Raw genomic sequence first — 13,870 nt, forward strand, 5'->3', positions numbered from 1 at the left:
AAGGAGGAGTGTTTGTTGGCAACGATTAAAGATGTCGCAGGCGCTGCCGGCGTCTCTGTTGCCACGGTCTCGCGTGTCCTCAATGACAACGGCTACGTGCATGAAGATACACGAACGAAGGTCATGCTTGCCATGGAGAAGCTGAATTATTATCCTAATGAAGTTGCCCGCTCTCTTTATAAAAGAGAATCCAGACTGGTCGGGCTTTTGCTTCCAGATATTACGAATCCCTTTTTCCCTCAGCTTGCCCGCGGCGCTGAAGACGAGTTGCAGAGGAAAGGATACCGGCTGATCATCGGCAACAGCGATGAAGAATTGGAAAAAGAACTCGACTACCTGCAAACATTTAAACAAAATCAAGTTGCCGGTATTTTGGCGGCCACCCATTACCCCGACCTTCCCGAATACAGCGGCAGCCTTTACCCGGTCGTATTTCTGGACCGGACAAAGGAAGGCGCCCCATCCGTATTCAGTGACGGACGGGCAGGCGGAAAACGGGCGGCTGAGGAAATGCTTCGCGGCAAAAGCACAAGCATCACGCTTGTCAAAGGCCCAGCCCACCTTCCGACCGCTCAGGAACGTTTTAACGGCGCACTTGATGTGCTGCAAAAAGCGAACGCGCAGTTCAATGTCATCTCCGCCGCTTCATTTTCCATCAAGGATGCCGCCATTTTAGCAGAAGAATTGTTTGCAGCATACCCTGAAACCGACGGAGTCATTGCCAGCAACGACATTGCGGCGGCTGCCGTCCTCCATGAGGCGCTGCGGCTCGGCAAAAAAGTTCCGGAGGAGATTCAGATCATCGGATACGACGATATTCCGCAGAGCAGGCTTTTGTTTCCGCCGCTTTCAACCATCCGCCAGCCTGCATATGAGATGGGAAAACAAGCAGCAAACCTGCTGCTGCAATTGATAAAGAAAGAGCCGCCGAAAGAGACGGCCATTCAAATGCCCGTGACTTACATAAGAAGACAAACGACGAGAAAGGATGATCACCATGAGTGAAATTTGTGTTATCGGAAGCTGTTCTATGGATCTTGTCGTCACATCTGAACGGCGTCCGAAAGCCGGTGAAACCGTACTGGGCACAGACTTTCAAACCGTGCCCGGAGGAAAAGGCGCAAATCAGGCCGTAGCCGCTTCCCGCCTGGGCGCAAACGTATATATGGTAGGAAAAGCAGGCAATGACAGCTACGGAAAAGCGATTATTGAAAACCTGAAGGCAAACGGTGTCAATACGGACCATATGGAAACGGTTACACATAAAAAAAGCGGAACGGCTCATATTGTGCTCGCAGAAGGAGACAACAGCATCGTCGTCGTAAAAGGCGCAAACGATGACATCTCCCCCGATTATGCCAAAAGTGCGCTAGCAAAACTTCCCGGCATTGATATCGTGCTGATCCAGCAGGAGATTCCTGAAGAAACCGTTGAAGCAGTGTGCAGCTACTGCCGCGCGCAGCAAATTCCGGTTATCCTGAATCCCGCGCCGGCCCGGCCGCTGAAACAATCGACGATTGAGGATGCCGCATATCTTACGCCGAACGAACATGAAGCGTCCATTTTATTTCCTGACCGGACGAAAGAAGAAGCGCTCGCCGGCTATCCCGGCAAACTGTTCATTACCGAAGGAAAACAAGGCGTGCGCTACTCAGACGGCACCGCGGAACGGCTTGTTCCCGCCTTCCCTGCAGAAGCGGTCGACACGACGGGAGCCGGTGATACCTTTAATGCAGCACTTGCCGTCGCACTCGCGGAAGGACGGGACATTGAGCAAGCGCTCCTGTTTGCCAACCGCGCCGCCTCCCTGTCCGTGCAGCACTTCGGGGCCCAAGGCGGCATGCCGGACAGAAAAGAAGTTGAGGAGCTGCTGTCATGAAAAAACACGGAATGTTAAACAGCCACATTGCCAAAGTATTAGCTGATCTCGGGCATACAGACCTCATCGCAATCGCCGATGCGGGTCTCCCCGTCCCTGACGGCGTCCCTAAAATTGATTTGTCCTTAACGGCGGGCGTTCCCGCCTTTCGGGACGTGACCAGCCTGGTAGCCGGGGAGATGGCAGTCGAAAAGGTGATCGCCGCTTCCGAGATCAAAGACGCAAATCCTGAGAATGCAAGTTTCATAGAAAGCCATTTCTCAGCGCAGACGATCGAGTACATGTCCCACGAGGAATTCAAACGGCTCACACAGAAAGCAAAAGCCGTCATCCGGACGGGTGAAATGACACCATACGCCAACTGCATCCTGCAGGCGGGTGTGATTTTCTAGAAAGAAGGGATCCAGCATGCACATCGGCATGACAGACATTCATAAAGCATTCGGCAAAAACCAAGTGCTCTCCGGCGTCTCATTTGAGCTTCTGCCGGGAGAAATCCACGCTTTAATGGGAGAAAACGGAGCGGGCAAATCGACGTTAATGAATCTGCTCACCGGGCTCTACCGGCTCGACAAGGGAAACATTACGATAAACGGAACAAATATGAGCTTCTCCACTCCAAAGGAAGCCGAAAAGCACGGAATTGCCTTTATCCATCAGGAACTGAATATATGGCCGGACATGACGGTGCTTGAAAACCTTTTTATCGGCAAAGAGCTGACGACGGCGTTCGGCGTTTTGGAAACGAAGAAAATGAAAGCGCTAGCAAAATCACAGCTTGAAAAACTGGGAGTCTCTCTTCCTCTTGACCGGGAAGCCGGACAATGTTCCGTCGGACAGCAGCAGATGATTGAGATTGCCAAAGCGCTGATGACAAACGCCGAAGTCATTATTATGGACGAACCGACCGCGGCGCTGACCGAACGGGAAATCAGCAAACTATTTGACGTGATGACGGCGTTAAAGCGGGACGGCGTATCCATCGTCTATATTTCGCACCGAATGGAAGAGATATTTTCGATTTGCGACCGGATCACCATTATGCGGGACGGCCTCACTGTCGATACGGCGCATATGAAAGACACTAATTTTGATGAAGTGGTCAAAAAAATGGTCGGGCGGGAGCTGACCGATCGGTATCCGACTCGCACGCCGTCACTCGGCGATAAGGTGCTCGAAGTGAAAAACGCCTCAAAAAAAGGAAGCTTTTCACAGATCAGTTTCCATGTGAGCGCCGGAGAAATCCTCGGCGTTTCCGGCTTAATGGGTGCCGGACGGACAGAAATCATGAGGGCGCTGTTCGGAATTGACAGGCTCGATTCCGGAGAGATCTGGATTTCCGGCCGAAAAACCGGCATTCGGGGTCCGTACGATGCCATCCGCAAGGGACTCGGCCTGATTACGGAGAACCGCAAAGATGAAGGGCTGCTGCTGGATACGTCCATTCGTGAAAATATCTCATTGCCGAACCTGACCAGCTTCTCTCCGAAAGGCATCATTGACCGAAAACGCGAGGCGGAGTTCGTTGAGCTGCTCATCAAGCGTCTGACCATTAAGACCGCATCTCCGGAAACCGCCGCCCGGCATTTATCAGGAGGAAATCAGCAAAAAGTCGTCATCGCCAAATGGATCGGAATCGGCCCGAAAGTTCTCATCCTTGATGAACCGACAAGAGGCGTCGACGTAGGCGCGAAAAGGGAAATCTATTCATTAATGAATGAACTGACCGATCGCGGAGTCGCCATCATCATGGTGTCTTCCGAGCTGCCGGAAATTCTCGGCATGAGTGACAGAATCATCGTCGTCCACGAAGGGCGCATCAGCGGAGAAATCAATGCGGCCGGAGCAACACAAGAACACATCATGACACTTGCCACGGGAGGGCAGCAGTATGAAAACTGAACCAATGACATCAACTGAACAAAAGCGATTTTCCATTCACACCTTTACGCAAAAACTCGGTCCGTTTCTCGGCTTACTGATTCTTGTGCTGATCGTTTCCGTTTTAAACCCGAGTTTTCTTGAACCCCTCAATATTCTCAACCTTCTTCGGCAGGTTGCGATTAACGCTCTGATTGCATTCGGAATGACGTTTGTCATTTTAACGGGAGGCATTGATCTCTCTGTCGGAGCCATCCTCGCCTTATCGAGCGCATTGGTCGCAGGTATGATGGTCTCAGGCATCGACCCGATCTTAGCCGTCATCATCGGCTGCGTAATCGGCGCCGTACTCGGCATGATAAACGGATTATTAATCACAAAAGGAAAAATGGCGCCGTTCATCGCCACTTTGGCGACAATGACCGTCTTTCGCGGACTGACCCTCGTCTATACGGACGGAAATCCGATTACGGGGCTCGGTTCAAGTTACGCATTTCAATTATTCGGGCGCGGTTATTTTCTCGGCATTCCCGTACCTGCCATTACGATGCTGATTGCATTTGCGGCCCTGTGGGTTCTTCTGCATAAAACACCGTTCGGCCGCCGGACATACGCCATCGGCGGCAATGAGAAAGCGGCGCTGATATCGGGAATCAAAGTGCCCCGCATCAAGATCATGATCTATTCTCTGACAGGTTTATTATCGGCGCTGGCGGGAGCGATTCTGACATCACGCTTAAATTCCGCACAGCCGACGGCCGGGGAATCATACGAGCTGGACGCCATCGCAGCGGTCGTTCTCGGCGGAACGAGCCTGTCCGGCGGTCGAGGGCGCATCATCGGTACACTGATCGGGGTTTTGATTATCGGTACGCTGAACAACGGCTTGAACCTTCTCGGCGTATCATCTTTTTATCAGCTCGTCGTCAAAGGAATCGTCATTTTAATCGCGGTGCTGCTGGACCGCAAAAAATCGGCATAGTAGGAGGACCATTATGAAGAAAGCCATCATCACGATCGCGGCATTATCACTGTTTTTGCTGTCCGCCTGTTCACTTGAACCGCCACAATGGGCAAAACCGTCAAACACAAAACATAAAAAAGAATTCACTATCGGGCTCTCCGTCTCCACATTGAACAATCCGTTCTTCGTTTCATTAAAAGAAGGCGTTGTAAAGGAAGCCAAAAAACGGGGCATGAAGGTCATTATTGTCGATGCTCAAAATGATTCATCTAAACAGTCAAATGACGTAGAAGATTTGATCCAGCAGGGAGTCGATGCGCTGCTGATCAATCCGACCGATTCATCAGCGATTTCAACAGCCGTCGAATCGGCAAATTCCCTCGGCATTCCCGTCATTGCGCTTGATCGTTCAGCCGAACACGGCAAAGTCGAAACGCTTGTCGCCTCTGACAATGTCAAAGGAGGAGAAATGGCGGCTGACTACCTCGCCGATCAGCTCGGAAAAGGCGCCAAAGTGGCGGAATTGCAAGGGGTGCCGGGCGCATCCGCGACACGGGAACGCGGAACGGGCTTTCATCATATTGCCGACAAAAAGCTGGATATCGTAACAAAGCAAGCGGCGGATTTTGACCGTACAAAAGGATTGACCGTCATGGAAAACCTGCTGCAGGGACATCCGGATATTAAAGCCGTGTTCGCCCATAATGATGAAATGGCACTCGGCGCGCTCGAAGCGATTAACAGCTCGGGCAAACACATTTTGGTCGTCGGTTTCGACGGAAATAAAGATGCGATTTCTTCCATTAAAAACGGAAAGCTGACAGCCACGGTCGCCCAGCAGCCGGAGCTGATCGGAAAACTGGCGGCCGAAGCGGCGGAGCAGGTGCTCAAAGGAGAAAAAGTCAAAAAAACCATTTCCGCTCCATTGAAACTTCAAACACAAAAATAACCGGCCGATGTTTAGACTTCCGGTAAAACGTGAAAGGATGAAGTAAAAGGAGAGATACAGATGAAGAAAACAGCCAAAGCGGCATCCATTCTGACCCTTGCAGCGGGAATAACAGCGGCTTCAGCTGCCGGAATAACGCCTCTTCCCGAGACACACGCGCAGGAAGCGGTCAAAATTGACGATCTGTACAGCTACCCGCTTGACTCTTATCTCGTTTCCGCGGAAGCATTGAACGTCAGAACAAAAGCATCAGCAGCCAGTCCGAGAGCTGATACCCTTCATTTGGGCGACAGCTTAAAGATCGTTTCATTCCAGAACGCTGACTGGGCAAAAGTACATTATAAAAACGGAAAAACAGGATTTGTATCTACTCATTATATTGTTAAAGAAGCAACAACCATAAAAACAACGGCAAAAACAAAAGTATATACAGACAAACAAGCGGTCAAAGCTTCCCTTGCTAAAAACACAAGCGTTTCTTTCCTCGGATGGAAAAAGACAGCCGACGGCGGCATTGACTTCGGCTGGGCGCTTGTCGATTACGGGGGCGCAACGGGATATATCAGCACAAAAGATCTGCAAAAACTGACATAATATCAAAACGGATTTCGCAAATTCAGCGCGAAATCCGTTTTTTCTTTCTTGAGCAGTCAGAAACGTCTAAGGTTCGAAATATTTCTCAGGAAATATTGTCGGATGAAGATGAATGCATACGACTCTAAAATGGCTTCTTTATGTAATCCGCCAGGCGTTTTGCATTGTCACGGATAGCCGCAGCATCGGCGCTGCTTACCCCGTACATCGCGAAAGCCGGCAAATAGGTCATACCCGTAAAATTAGCCATTGCCTGAAACGGCCTTAAGAGCTCGCTCAGTGAAAAATGGTTGGACCCGCCTGCCTGATATGCATCCTCTCCGGCACCTACGGAAACAGCCAGCAGCAATTCTTTGCCGTGCAGCGCCGTTCCTTTGGAGCCGTAAGCCCAGCCATACGCCAGCACATGATCCATCCATGTTTTTAAAAGCGGAGGCGCACTGTACCAATACAGCGGGAATTGAAATACGATCCGGTCATACTGTTCACACAGCTGCCGTTCCTTTTCCGCATCTATTTTCCCGTCCGGATATTCTTTATAAAGCTCACGGACCGTGATTTCATCATGATTTTTTAATTCTTCTGTCCACGCCTTATTGACCGCTGAGTTGTTCATGTCAGGATGAACCGCTAATACCAATACTTTCACAGCTACCACACCTTTCCCTTTTGACTGTATTTTACCTAATCTTTGCCGGTTCAGCCAAATAAAAAGAAAGCCCCCGAGAAAAATGGGGCTTTCTTTTTTAATTTATTCCGGGCTTCCTTCGGTTGTTTCGATATCCTTCGCAAAATTCGGATTATCTAAATTTGCGTTGAAAAAGTCCGCCGTATTCGGAAGCTTGAGGTTCATATTCATTTTTTGAGAAATGGTCACTTTACAATCTTTAATGACATAGTCAAACACGTGTCCGCCGGAATTGCGTCCTTCATCAATGAAGTGCAGGTGATATCCGGAAACAGCGATGCCGTTTGCGTAACCCGGCGTCCAGAAGCCGGCGATTGTACCCTGAATGTCGTCAAAGTTGAACACAGGCTGTGTTTTCACCGCTTCGATCATCGGAACGTACGGTTTCTCCTGGCGTTCTACCGTTCTTGTCTGCACCTTTTTAAATACGCCGTCTAAACGGATCGCATAAAATAAGTTTTTACTAGGCAGAAGGCTGGCGATTTCCTGCTCGAATTCTTCACGGGTCATTTCGCCGTCGATCGTATGCGTCATATCCGGCGTGAAAAATGTGAATGAGCAGAATGGTGACAGGTCTCCGCCTTTAACAGGCGTAGCCGTTCCGTCGCCGCGCAGACGGTAAAATTCTCCGTCAAATCCGATTAATTCGCCGTCCAGTTTGTTGAACGTGCCGATTCCGAAATCACCGAACTTCGGAATGTCAGCCATATCAAAATCTCCGTCATATACTCCGTCCAGCAGAGATGTCATTGTGGATACTTGATAGATCTGATCCTCAGGTGAGCCTTTTTCTCCGCGGCTCATCATATGGATGTCGCTTGCGTTTTTCATATTCCCTTCACTCCTTTTAAATTGGGCTGTTTTAAAAAACAGGTCATGGTGCGCAGAGTGCTAGAGAGCTTTTGCTTTCATTTTTTCTTTGAATTGCTTCGGAAGCATGTCACTTGATAAATGGACATTGTCACTGTAATCGACAGGAATGTCAATGATGACAGGGCCTTCTTCTGTGTTCAAGCCTTTTTGCAGCACGTCTGCCAGCTGTTCCGGTGACTCAACGCGCAAGCCGGTGGCGCCGAAGCTTTCTGCATATTTTACGATGTCAATGTTTCCGAAATCTACGCATGATGTACGGTTATATTTTTTCATTTGCTGGAATGCGACCATATCATATGTGCTGTCATTCCATACAAGGTGAACGATCGGCGCTTTTAAGCGGACTGCCGTTTCCAATTCCATTGCAGAGAACAGGAACCCTCCGTCTCCTGAAACGGATACGACTTTTTCACCCGGATTCACCAATGTGGCGGCAATCGCCCAAGGAAGCGCTACGCCCAATGTCTGCATGCCGTTGCTGATCAACAGTTTCAGCGGCTCATAAGCGCGGAAGTAGCGGGACATCCAGATCGCGTGAGAACCGATATCGCAAGTGACGGTTACGTCGTCGTCAATTGCATTGCGCAGTTCTTGGACGATTTGCAGAGGATGCACTCTGTCGGATTTATGGTCGCTTGGCGCCTTCTCGCTGTCTGTAAGCATCTGTTTTAATTCGCTCAGCACTTCTTGTTCACGGCTGCCCATATCAAATGTCACAGCGTCGTGTTCAATTTGTTTAACCGTAGCGGCGATATCGCCTAATAACTCTAATTCCGGCTGATAGGCATGATCGATATCGGCCTGAATTTCGTCAAGATGGATAATAGCACGGTCACCGTTTACGTTCCAGAACTTCGGATCGTATTCAATCGGATCATAACCGATCGTTAATACGACATCCGCCTGTTCAAGCAGAAGATCGCCCGGCTGGTTGCGGAACAGTCCGATCCGGCCGAAATATTGGTCTTCCAGCTCTCTGGACAATGTGCCGGCCCCTTGATACGTTTCTACGAAAGGCAGTTTTGTTTTGGCAAGCAGTTTGCGGATTTGTTTTACCGCTTCCGGTCTTCCGCCTTTCATGCCGACTAACAGAACGGGAAGTTTCGCCGTCTGGATTTTCGCGATAGCCGCGCTGACCGCTTCTTCCGGTGCAGGGCCTTGTTTCGGCGCCGGCACGCTGCGAACGTTTTTCACGTTTGTGATTTCATTCACAACATCCTGCGGAAAGCTCACAAAAGCCGCGCCTGCCTGACCTGCTGACGCTGCCCTGAAGGCGTTTGTTACCGCTTCTGGTATATTCCCTGTTTCCTGTACTTCTACACTGTATTTTGTAATCGGCTGAAATAGCGCCGCATTGTCCAATGATTGGTGTGTCCGTTTTAACCGGTCTGCGCGAATTACGTTACCCGCCAGCGCCACTACCGGATCACCTTCTGTATTAGCCGTTAACAAGCCGGTCGCCAAGTTGGATGCCCCCGGGCCTGAAGTAACGAGACAAACGCCTGGTTTTCCAGTCAGTCTTCCGACAGCCGCAGCCATAAATGCAGCGTTCTGTTCGTGACGGCATAAAACCAGTTCAGGTCCTTTATCTTTTAACGCATCAAATACTGCATCAATTTTTGCACCCGGAATGCCAAAAACATGTGTGACACCTTGCTCCACTAAGCAATCAACAACAAGCTCCGCCCCCCGATTTTTTCCAGAGGTTTTTAGTTCATTTGTTGCTTTTGCCAACACCCTCACTCCTTATTATGCATATTAAATATAAAATTTTAAGTAATTTGTGATATTATTCACTATACACTCTTTGGAAATTGACCTCCAATATCAATTCGCCGTATGATTAATATGTTTCACGAATAATTAACAAAGAGAAAGGAATGGATAAGGATGGAGCTTCGCCATCTTCAATACTTTATTGCCGTTGCCGAAGAACTTCATTTCGGCAAAGCTGCGCTTCGGTTAAATATGACACAGCCGCCTCTCAGCCAGCAGATCAAACAGCTTGAGAAGGAAGTCGGCGTGACCTTATTAAAGCGCACGAAACGGGTTGTAGAGCTTTCAGCTGCCGGAGAAAGTTTTTTAAAACACAGCAGAAACGCGATCGAAGAAATAGACAAAGCGATTGAAATGGCGCAGAGAACGGCGCGGGGAGAGCTCGGCCGCCTAGTCGTCGGTTTTGTCGGCTCGGCCACATATGAATTTCTGCCGCCGATCATTCGGGAATTCCGCGAAAAATTCCCCTCCGTCAAGCTTGATCTGCGTGAAATTTCTTCTTTCAGACAGCAGGAAGAACTTCTGAAGGGGAACATTGATATCGGCATCCTTCATCCGCCTTTACAGCATTCCGCGTTACATATGGAAAAGGTGCAGAGCAGTCCGTGCATTCTGGCTTTGCCGAAGCAGCACCCGCTTACCGCTAAACAGACAATCGACATTCAGGATTTAAAAAATGAACCGATTATCACACTGTCGAAAGAAACATGGCCGACTTTATACCTAGAGTTTGTAAACTACTGCGAGCAGGCGGGCTTCAAACCGAAAATCGTTCAGGAAGCGACGGAGTATCAAATGGTGATCGGATTGGTTAGTGCCGGCATCGGTGTAACCTTCGTGCCTTCTTCTGCTAAAAAGCTGTTTAATCTCGAAGTCGCCTACCGCGGCATTAATCAGGTGCAGCTCACGGCCGAATGGGTCATTGCCTACCGCAAGGATAATCAAAATCCGATCCTGAAACATTTTCTGGATATTATGAATAAACGCCAGGCTTTATTGCAGGCGGATAAGGAAAATGCATAAAAAAGAGGGCCGCCGAAAGCAGCCTCTTTTTTTGTGCTTTTATGGAATTTTACTAAATTGGTAGAAACGCTCAGTACACCTTACGACCTGTACCCGTATACATACAGTACAACTGATCAGGAGGGATAAAAATAACGGGGCGGCAATGACCCATCTAAAAGGAGGCAGAACACATTACACATATTACCGTCATTTTGACCCTGATTTCTTTCTTTGTGACCATTATTTTTATATTTTGGAGACCCGGGGGATTAAATGAAGCCGTTCCGGCGTCGCTGGGCGCCATTCTCGTTTTGTTATGCGGAACCGTTTCCTTTCATGATTTGGGGGATATAGGGTCAAAAGTCACCGGAGCCTCAATCACCATTATCTCCACAATGATTATGGCGATCGCGCTGGAAAGCTTCGGTTTTTTTAACTGGGCGGCGGCCAAACTGCTTCACCGCGCCAAGGGATCGGGCATCCGGCTTTTTTGGCTGACCAACCTGCTCTGTTTTTCAATGACGCTCTTTCTGAATAATGACGGCAGCGTCTTAATCACCACTCCTATTTTACTATTGGTCTTACAATATCTCGGACTTAAAAGACATCAGAAAACACCGTATTTAATAAGCGGCGTATTAATTGCGACGGCGGCAAGCACCCCGATCGGCGTCAGTAATATCGTCAATTTAATTTCTCTCAAAATGATAGGCATGGACCTTTATTTGTACACCAATATGATGTTTATCCCCGGCACGCTGGGACTGGTGTTTATGGCCTTTCTGCTGTTTGCCGTTTTTTACCGCCGTTTGCCGAAACAGCTCCCCGATATTCCGGTTCATTTTGACTCGCTGGAACACAAACGATATCATCCGCTTCAGCCTCCGCCAGACCCGACCCAAAACAGCCGTACGAACATCATGTTTTGTGTTTTGGCATTTGTATTGTTCGTCCGGATCAGTCTGTTTGCAGCTTCTTACAACGGCATATCCGTTTCGCTCGTGGCTGTCATCAGTTCATTCATCCTGCTTGGCTGGAGATGGTTTTATTTAAAAATCGGACCGGCAGACTTATTAAGGAAAGCGCCTTGGCATATCTTTATTTTTGCCTTCACGATGTACATTATCATCTACGGACTGCATAATATCGGACTGACGGCGCTGCTTGTTCAGTCTATTGAGCCTTATGTCTCACAAAGCATTGCCCACGCTGCATCTATTATGGGCATTGCTACATCCGTCCTCTCTAATTTGTTCAATAACCATCCCGCCTTAATGATCAGCACTTTGACATTAACTGAAATGTCCATCGACCCATTAACCGTAAAAATCATTTATCTGGCTAATATTATCGGCAGTGATATCGGATCATTGCTTCTGCCGATCGGGACATTAGCCACGCTGATCTGGATGCATATCATCAGACAGCACGGCGAAAAAGTTTCTTGGTCAGAATATATCAAAACGACCATTATCGTTGTCCCTCTCACCGTCGTATTTACCATTACCGTTTTATATGTCTGGATCAGTTGGATTTACCTTTAGCTCCCATGAAAAAAACTGCCTGCTGTATAAGAGAGGCAGTTTTATCATTTATGGCAGGTGCATGGTTTTTAAATGATTCAATTTCCAAAAAACAGTATCGCCGTCTGCATTGGTTAATTCAAGAATATTATCTGAGACATCCTGCAACAGCCCCACTTTATTCGGTATATCTCCTAAATCCAGAATAATCAGCTTCCCGATATATCTTTTTAATTGCTCCTCAAAATTCCGGACAAGGGGCACATTAGCGGGAACAACCGGCAGCTCTGAACTGTTTAATGTATACGGCGTCTGCTCATCGGAATAGGGTGTCAGCCATTTCAAATGATGCATCGAGATGAAAAGAGTCTTATAAACCGGAGAGAAGAAAACAAAATAATCATTTAAAACACTTGTCACATACCCATGAATGGAACGGTCTCCCGTAACAAATATTTCTGTGAATCTGCCTTTTATATGCTGGAGGGTATTCCGGTAAGAAAAGGAATGTTCCTGTTTTTCGGGATGCGGACTTTTTTTTCTTGCGTACGGTTCTTTATTCTCTTCGTCCGGGAGCGTCAATGTCATTCGCTGAAGGTGCAGCAGCGGAATATAAAGAAACGTCCGGCCGTCATGAATCACAATGATATCCTGACCGATATCCAAAAGAGTTCCTGAAAATGTCGTATTCCCCGATATCTCAATATCGACTTGTTTATCCAGAAATCTGCTTAATCCAGCCATTTCATTCCCCCCTCTCCCGCGTTTACGGACAATCTTTCCAATCATTTACGGCCGCGTTTCCACCGATAATCTATTGTCCTTAATACAGTGGCGTAGCTATAAGAGACCTCTTTCTCCCGTTTTGAGGATCGAACGGATCTTGATGATCTTTTCGACTTTTTAGAGGAAGTACGCTGCTCTTCGCGTGATTCTTCTTCATGCGGCTTTTCTTCTTCGGCGCTCTCTTTCTCACCTTTATTCTCGTCGTCTTTATTCTCCTCTTTTTTAGCTGCTCCTTTTGCCCCTTCGCTGATGCTCTTGATATGAAAAGGATAGATCCGCAGCACTTCTTTATCTTTCACAAGAGTGTAGTGGCCGTCGGAATTATCCACAAGTATACCTTCAACGGCTTCAGGACCTCCGCGGTTGATGGATACCCATTTGTGGATCAGGCGTTTAAATATGCCGTGAAAATCATCAGCCATTTCAAATTCCGGGCGCTCCTCCTCTTGGCCGTCCTCTTCTTGTTCCGCGCTGATGCTTTTGACATGGTCGGCGTTAAAATATACAATTCCGTCATCTTCTGTTTCCAGCACGAGAAAATCATCCCCTGTTTCGTGAAGCTTTCCTCTTTTCGATTCCGGACCTCCCTGATTCAATTGCACCGTGCGATTGGTCATCCGGCTGATCAGGTCTTGAAAATCATCAGCTTTTTCACATTCTGCCGCTTCGGCCGGCGATACGGTTTCACTCGTATTTTCCGTCACACTTTTCACGTGTTTCCATTGATAATAAACGATTTTATTATCAACCTGAAGAGCGATATAATCCGATTGAATGTCTGCTAATCTCCCTGTCTTGGACTCCGGGCCTCCCCGGTAGACAGTAATCACTTTTCCTTCCATTGCATGCAAAAAGTTGTCATCAGACCGCTGCCGCTTCGTATTGCGTTTCATCTATTGTCCTCCTAGTCATTTTTCTCATAATGTAAAAAGCATAATGCATATATACGTAT

The 13,870-nt window shown here is 48.2% G+C and carries 14 protein-coding genes; 9 read left to right on the forward strand and 5 right to left on the reverse strand.

The annotated features are described in order from the left end of the window. Nucleotides 1–15 precede the first annotated feature (15 nt). From JNUCC21_RS18820 to JNUCC21_RS18850, 7 genes are read left to right on the forward strand one after another with little or no spacing between them, the layout of a single operon-like run. Nucleotides 16–1,005, forward strand: a complete 990-nt coding sequence (locus tag JNUCC21_RS18820; RefSeq protein ID WP_150941474.1) for a LacI family DNA-binding transcriptional regulator — start codon at nt 16–18, stop codon at nt 1,003–1,005. Continuing rightward, nucleotides 998–1,879, forward strand: coding sequence for a ribokinase (rbsK, locus tag JNUCC21_RS18825; RefSeq protein ID WP_369878402.1), 882 nt, complete (start codon nt 998–1,000; stop codon nt 1,877–1,879). The genes JNUCC21_RS18820 and rbsK overlap by 8 nt, the downstream gene beginning before the upstream one ends. Next, the gene (rbsD, locus tag JNUCC21_RS18830) at nt 1,876–2,271 is read left to right on the forward strand and encodes a D-ribose pyranase (protein ID WP_007407521.1); all 396 of its coding nucleotides are present in this window, start codon (nt 1,876–1,878) and stop codon (nt 2,269–2,271) included. Before rbsK ends, rbsD begins: the two co-directional genes overlap by 4 nt. Nucleotides 2,272–2,287: 16 nt before the next feature. Further along, nucleotides 2,288–3,781 (forward strand): sugar ABC transporter ATP-binding protein, encoded by a 1,494-nt coding sequence (locus tag JNUCC21_RS18835; protein ID WP_369878403.1) that lies wholly within the window; start codon nt 2,288–2,290, stop codon nt 3,779–3,781. Continuing rightward, a complete protein-coding gene (rbsC, locus tag JNUCC21_RS18840) occupies nt 3,771–4,742 on the forward strand; it encodes a ribose ABC transporter permease RbsC (RefSeq protein ID WP_015240722.1) in 972 nt (323 codons plus the stop codon). Before JNUCC21_RS18835 ends, rbsC begins: the two co-directional genes overlap by 11 nt. Nucleotides 4,743–4,755: 13 nt before the next feature. Continuing rightward, nucleotides 4,756–5,673 carry a ribose ABC transporter substrate-binding protein RbsB gene (gene rbsB, locus JNUCC21_RS18845; protein WP_064108210.1) on the forward strand — a complete coding sequence of 306 codons (918 nt, stop codon included), beginning with the start codon at nt 4,756–4,758 and terminating at the stop codon, nt 5,671–5,673. Between the two features lie 60 nt (nt 5,674–5,733). Then, a complete protein-coding gene (locus JNUCC21_RS18850) occupies nt 5,734–6,267 on the forward strand; it encodes an SH3 domain-containing protein (protein WP_059367678.1) in 534 nt (177 codons plus the stop codon). A gap of 124 nt (nt 6,268–6,391) precedes the next feature. Here JNUCC21_RS18850 and JNUCC21_RS18855 read toward each other — a convergent pair whose 3' ends face one another. The 3 genes from JNUCC21_RS18855 to alsS all read right to left on the reverse strand — a co-directional run bounded on the left by JNUCC21_RS18855 (nt 6,392) and on the right by alsS (nt 9,562). Next, entirely contained in the window at nt 6,392–6,916 is a 525-nt protein-coding gene (locus JNUCC21_RS18855) for an NAD(P)H-dependent oxidoreductase (protein WP_059367677.1), read from the reverse strand. Nucleotides 6,917–7,018: 102 nt separating this feature from the next. Beyond that, nucleotides 7,019–7,786: an acetolactate decarboxylase gene (gene budA, locus JNUCC21_RS18860; RefSeq protein WP_003151318.1), complete on the reverse strand. Its 768-nt coding sequence runs from the start codon at nt 7,784–7,786 to the stop codon at nt 7,019–7,021. Between the two features lie 60 nt (nt 7,787–7,846). Further along, entirely contained in the window at nt 7,847–9,562 is a 1,716-nt protein-coding gene (gene alsS / locus JNUCC21_RS18865) for an acetolactate synthase AlsS (RefSeq protein ID WP_150941476.1), read from the reverse strand. A gap of 156 nt (nt 9,563–9,718) precedes the next feature. Here alsS and alsR point away from each other — a divergent pair, with 156 nt between their 5' ends. Both alsR and JNUCC21_RS18875 read left to right on the forward strand, forming a co-directional pair. Next, nucleotides 9,719–10,627: an acetoin biosynthesis transcriptional regulator AlsR gene (gene alsR, locus JNUCC21_RS18870; protein WP_007407528.1), complete on the forward strand. Its 909-nt coding sequence runs from the start codon at nt 9,719–9,721 to the stop codon at nt 10,625–10,627. Nucleotides 10,628–10,821: 194 nt separating this feature from the next. Then, nucleotides 10,822–12,153, forward strand: coding sequence for an arsenic transporter (locus JNUCC21_RS18875; RefSeq protein ID WP_025285383.1), 1,332 nt, complete (start codon nt 10,822–10,824; stop codon nt 12,151–12,153). Nucleotides 12,154–12,201: 48 nt separating this feature from the next. On the opposite strand, the gene JNUCC21_RS18880 is transcribed toward JNUCC21_RS18875, so the two are convergent. Both JNUCC21_RS18880 and JNUCC21_RS18885 read right to left on the reverse strand, forming a co-directional pair. Beyond that, nucleotides 12,202–12,876 carry a hypothetical protein gene (locus JNUCC21_RS18880; RefSeq protein ID WP_007407530.1) on the reverse strand — a complete coding sequence of 225 codons (675 nt, stop codon included), beginning with the start codon at nt 12,874–12,876 and terminating at the stop codon, nt 12,202–12,204. A gap of 41 nt (nt 12,877–12,917) precedes the next feature. Then, complete coding sequence (locus tag JNUCC21_RS18885; RefSeq protein ID WP_015240724.1) at nt 12,918–13,811, reverse strand: hypothetical protein; 894 nt, start codon at nt 13,809–13,811, stop codon at nt 12,918–12,920. Nucleotides 13,812–13,870: the final 59 nt, after the last annotated feature.

Origin of the sequence: Bacillus sp. JNUCC-21 (genome assembly GCF_041222765.1) — a bacterium.
Taxonomy (GTDB): domain Bacteria; phylum Bacillota; class Bacilli; order Bacillales; family Bacillaceae; genus Bacillus; species Bacillus velezensis.

Excerpts from the sequence above, each read along its gene's own strand:
- rbsK (WP_369878402.1), top strand. The coding sequence starts at position 998 with ATGAGTGAAATTTGTGTTATCGGAAGCTGTTCTATGGATCTTGTCGTC.
- rbsD (WP_007407521.1), top strand. The coding sequence starts at position 1,876 with ATGAAAAAACACGGAATGTTAAACAGCCACATTGCCAAAGTATTAGCT.
- JNUCC21_RS18835 (WP_369878403.1), top strand. The coding sequence starts at position 2,288 with ATGCACATCGGCATGACAGACATTCATAAAGCATTCGGCAAAAACCAA.
- rbsC (WP_015240722.1), top strand. The coding sequence starts at position 3,771 with ATGAAAACTGAACCAATGACATCAACTGAACAAAAGCGATTTTCCATT.
- rbsB (WP_064108210.1), top strand. The coding sequence starts at position 4,756 with ATGAAGAAAGCCATCATCACGATCGCGGCATTATCACTGTTTTTGCTG.
- JNUCC21_RS18850 (WP_059367678.1), top strand. The coding sequence starts at position 5,734 with ATGAAGAAAACAGCCAAAGCGGCATCCATTCTGACCCTTGCAGCGGGA.
- budA (WP_003151318.1), bottom strand. The coding sequence starts at position 7,786 with ATGAAAAACGCAAGCGACATCCATATGATGAGCCGCGGAGAAAAAGGC.
- alsR (WP_007407528.1), top strand. The coding sequence starts at position 9,719 with ATGGAGCTTCGCCATCTTCAATACTTTATTGCCGTTGCCGAAGAACTT.
- JNUCC21_RS18880 (WP_007407530.1), bottom strand. The coding sequence starts at position 12,876 with ATGGCTGGATTAAGCAGATTTCTGGATAAACAAGTCGATATTGAGATA.
- JNUCC21_RS18885 (WP_015240724.1), bottom strand. The coding sequence starts at position 13,811 with ATGAAACGCAATACGAAGCGGCAGCGGTCTGATGACAACTTTTTGCAT.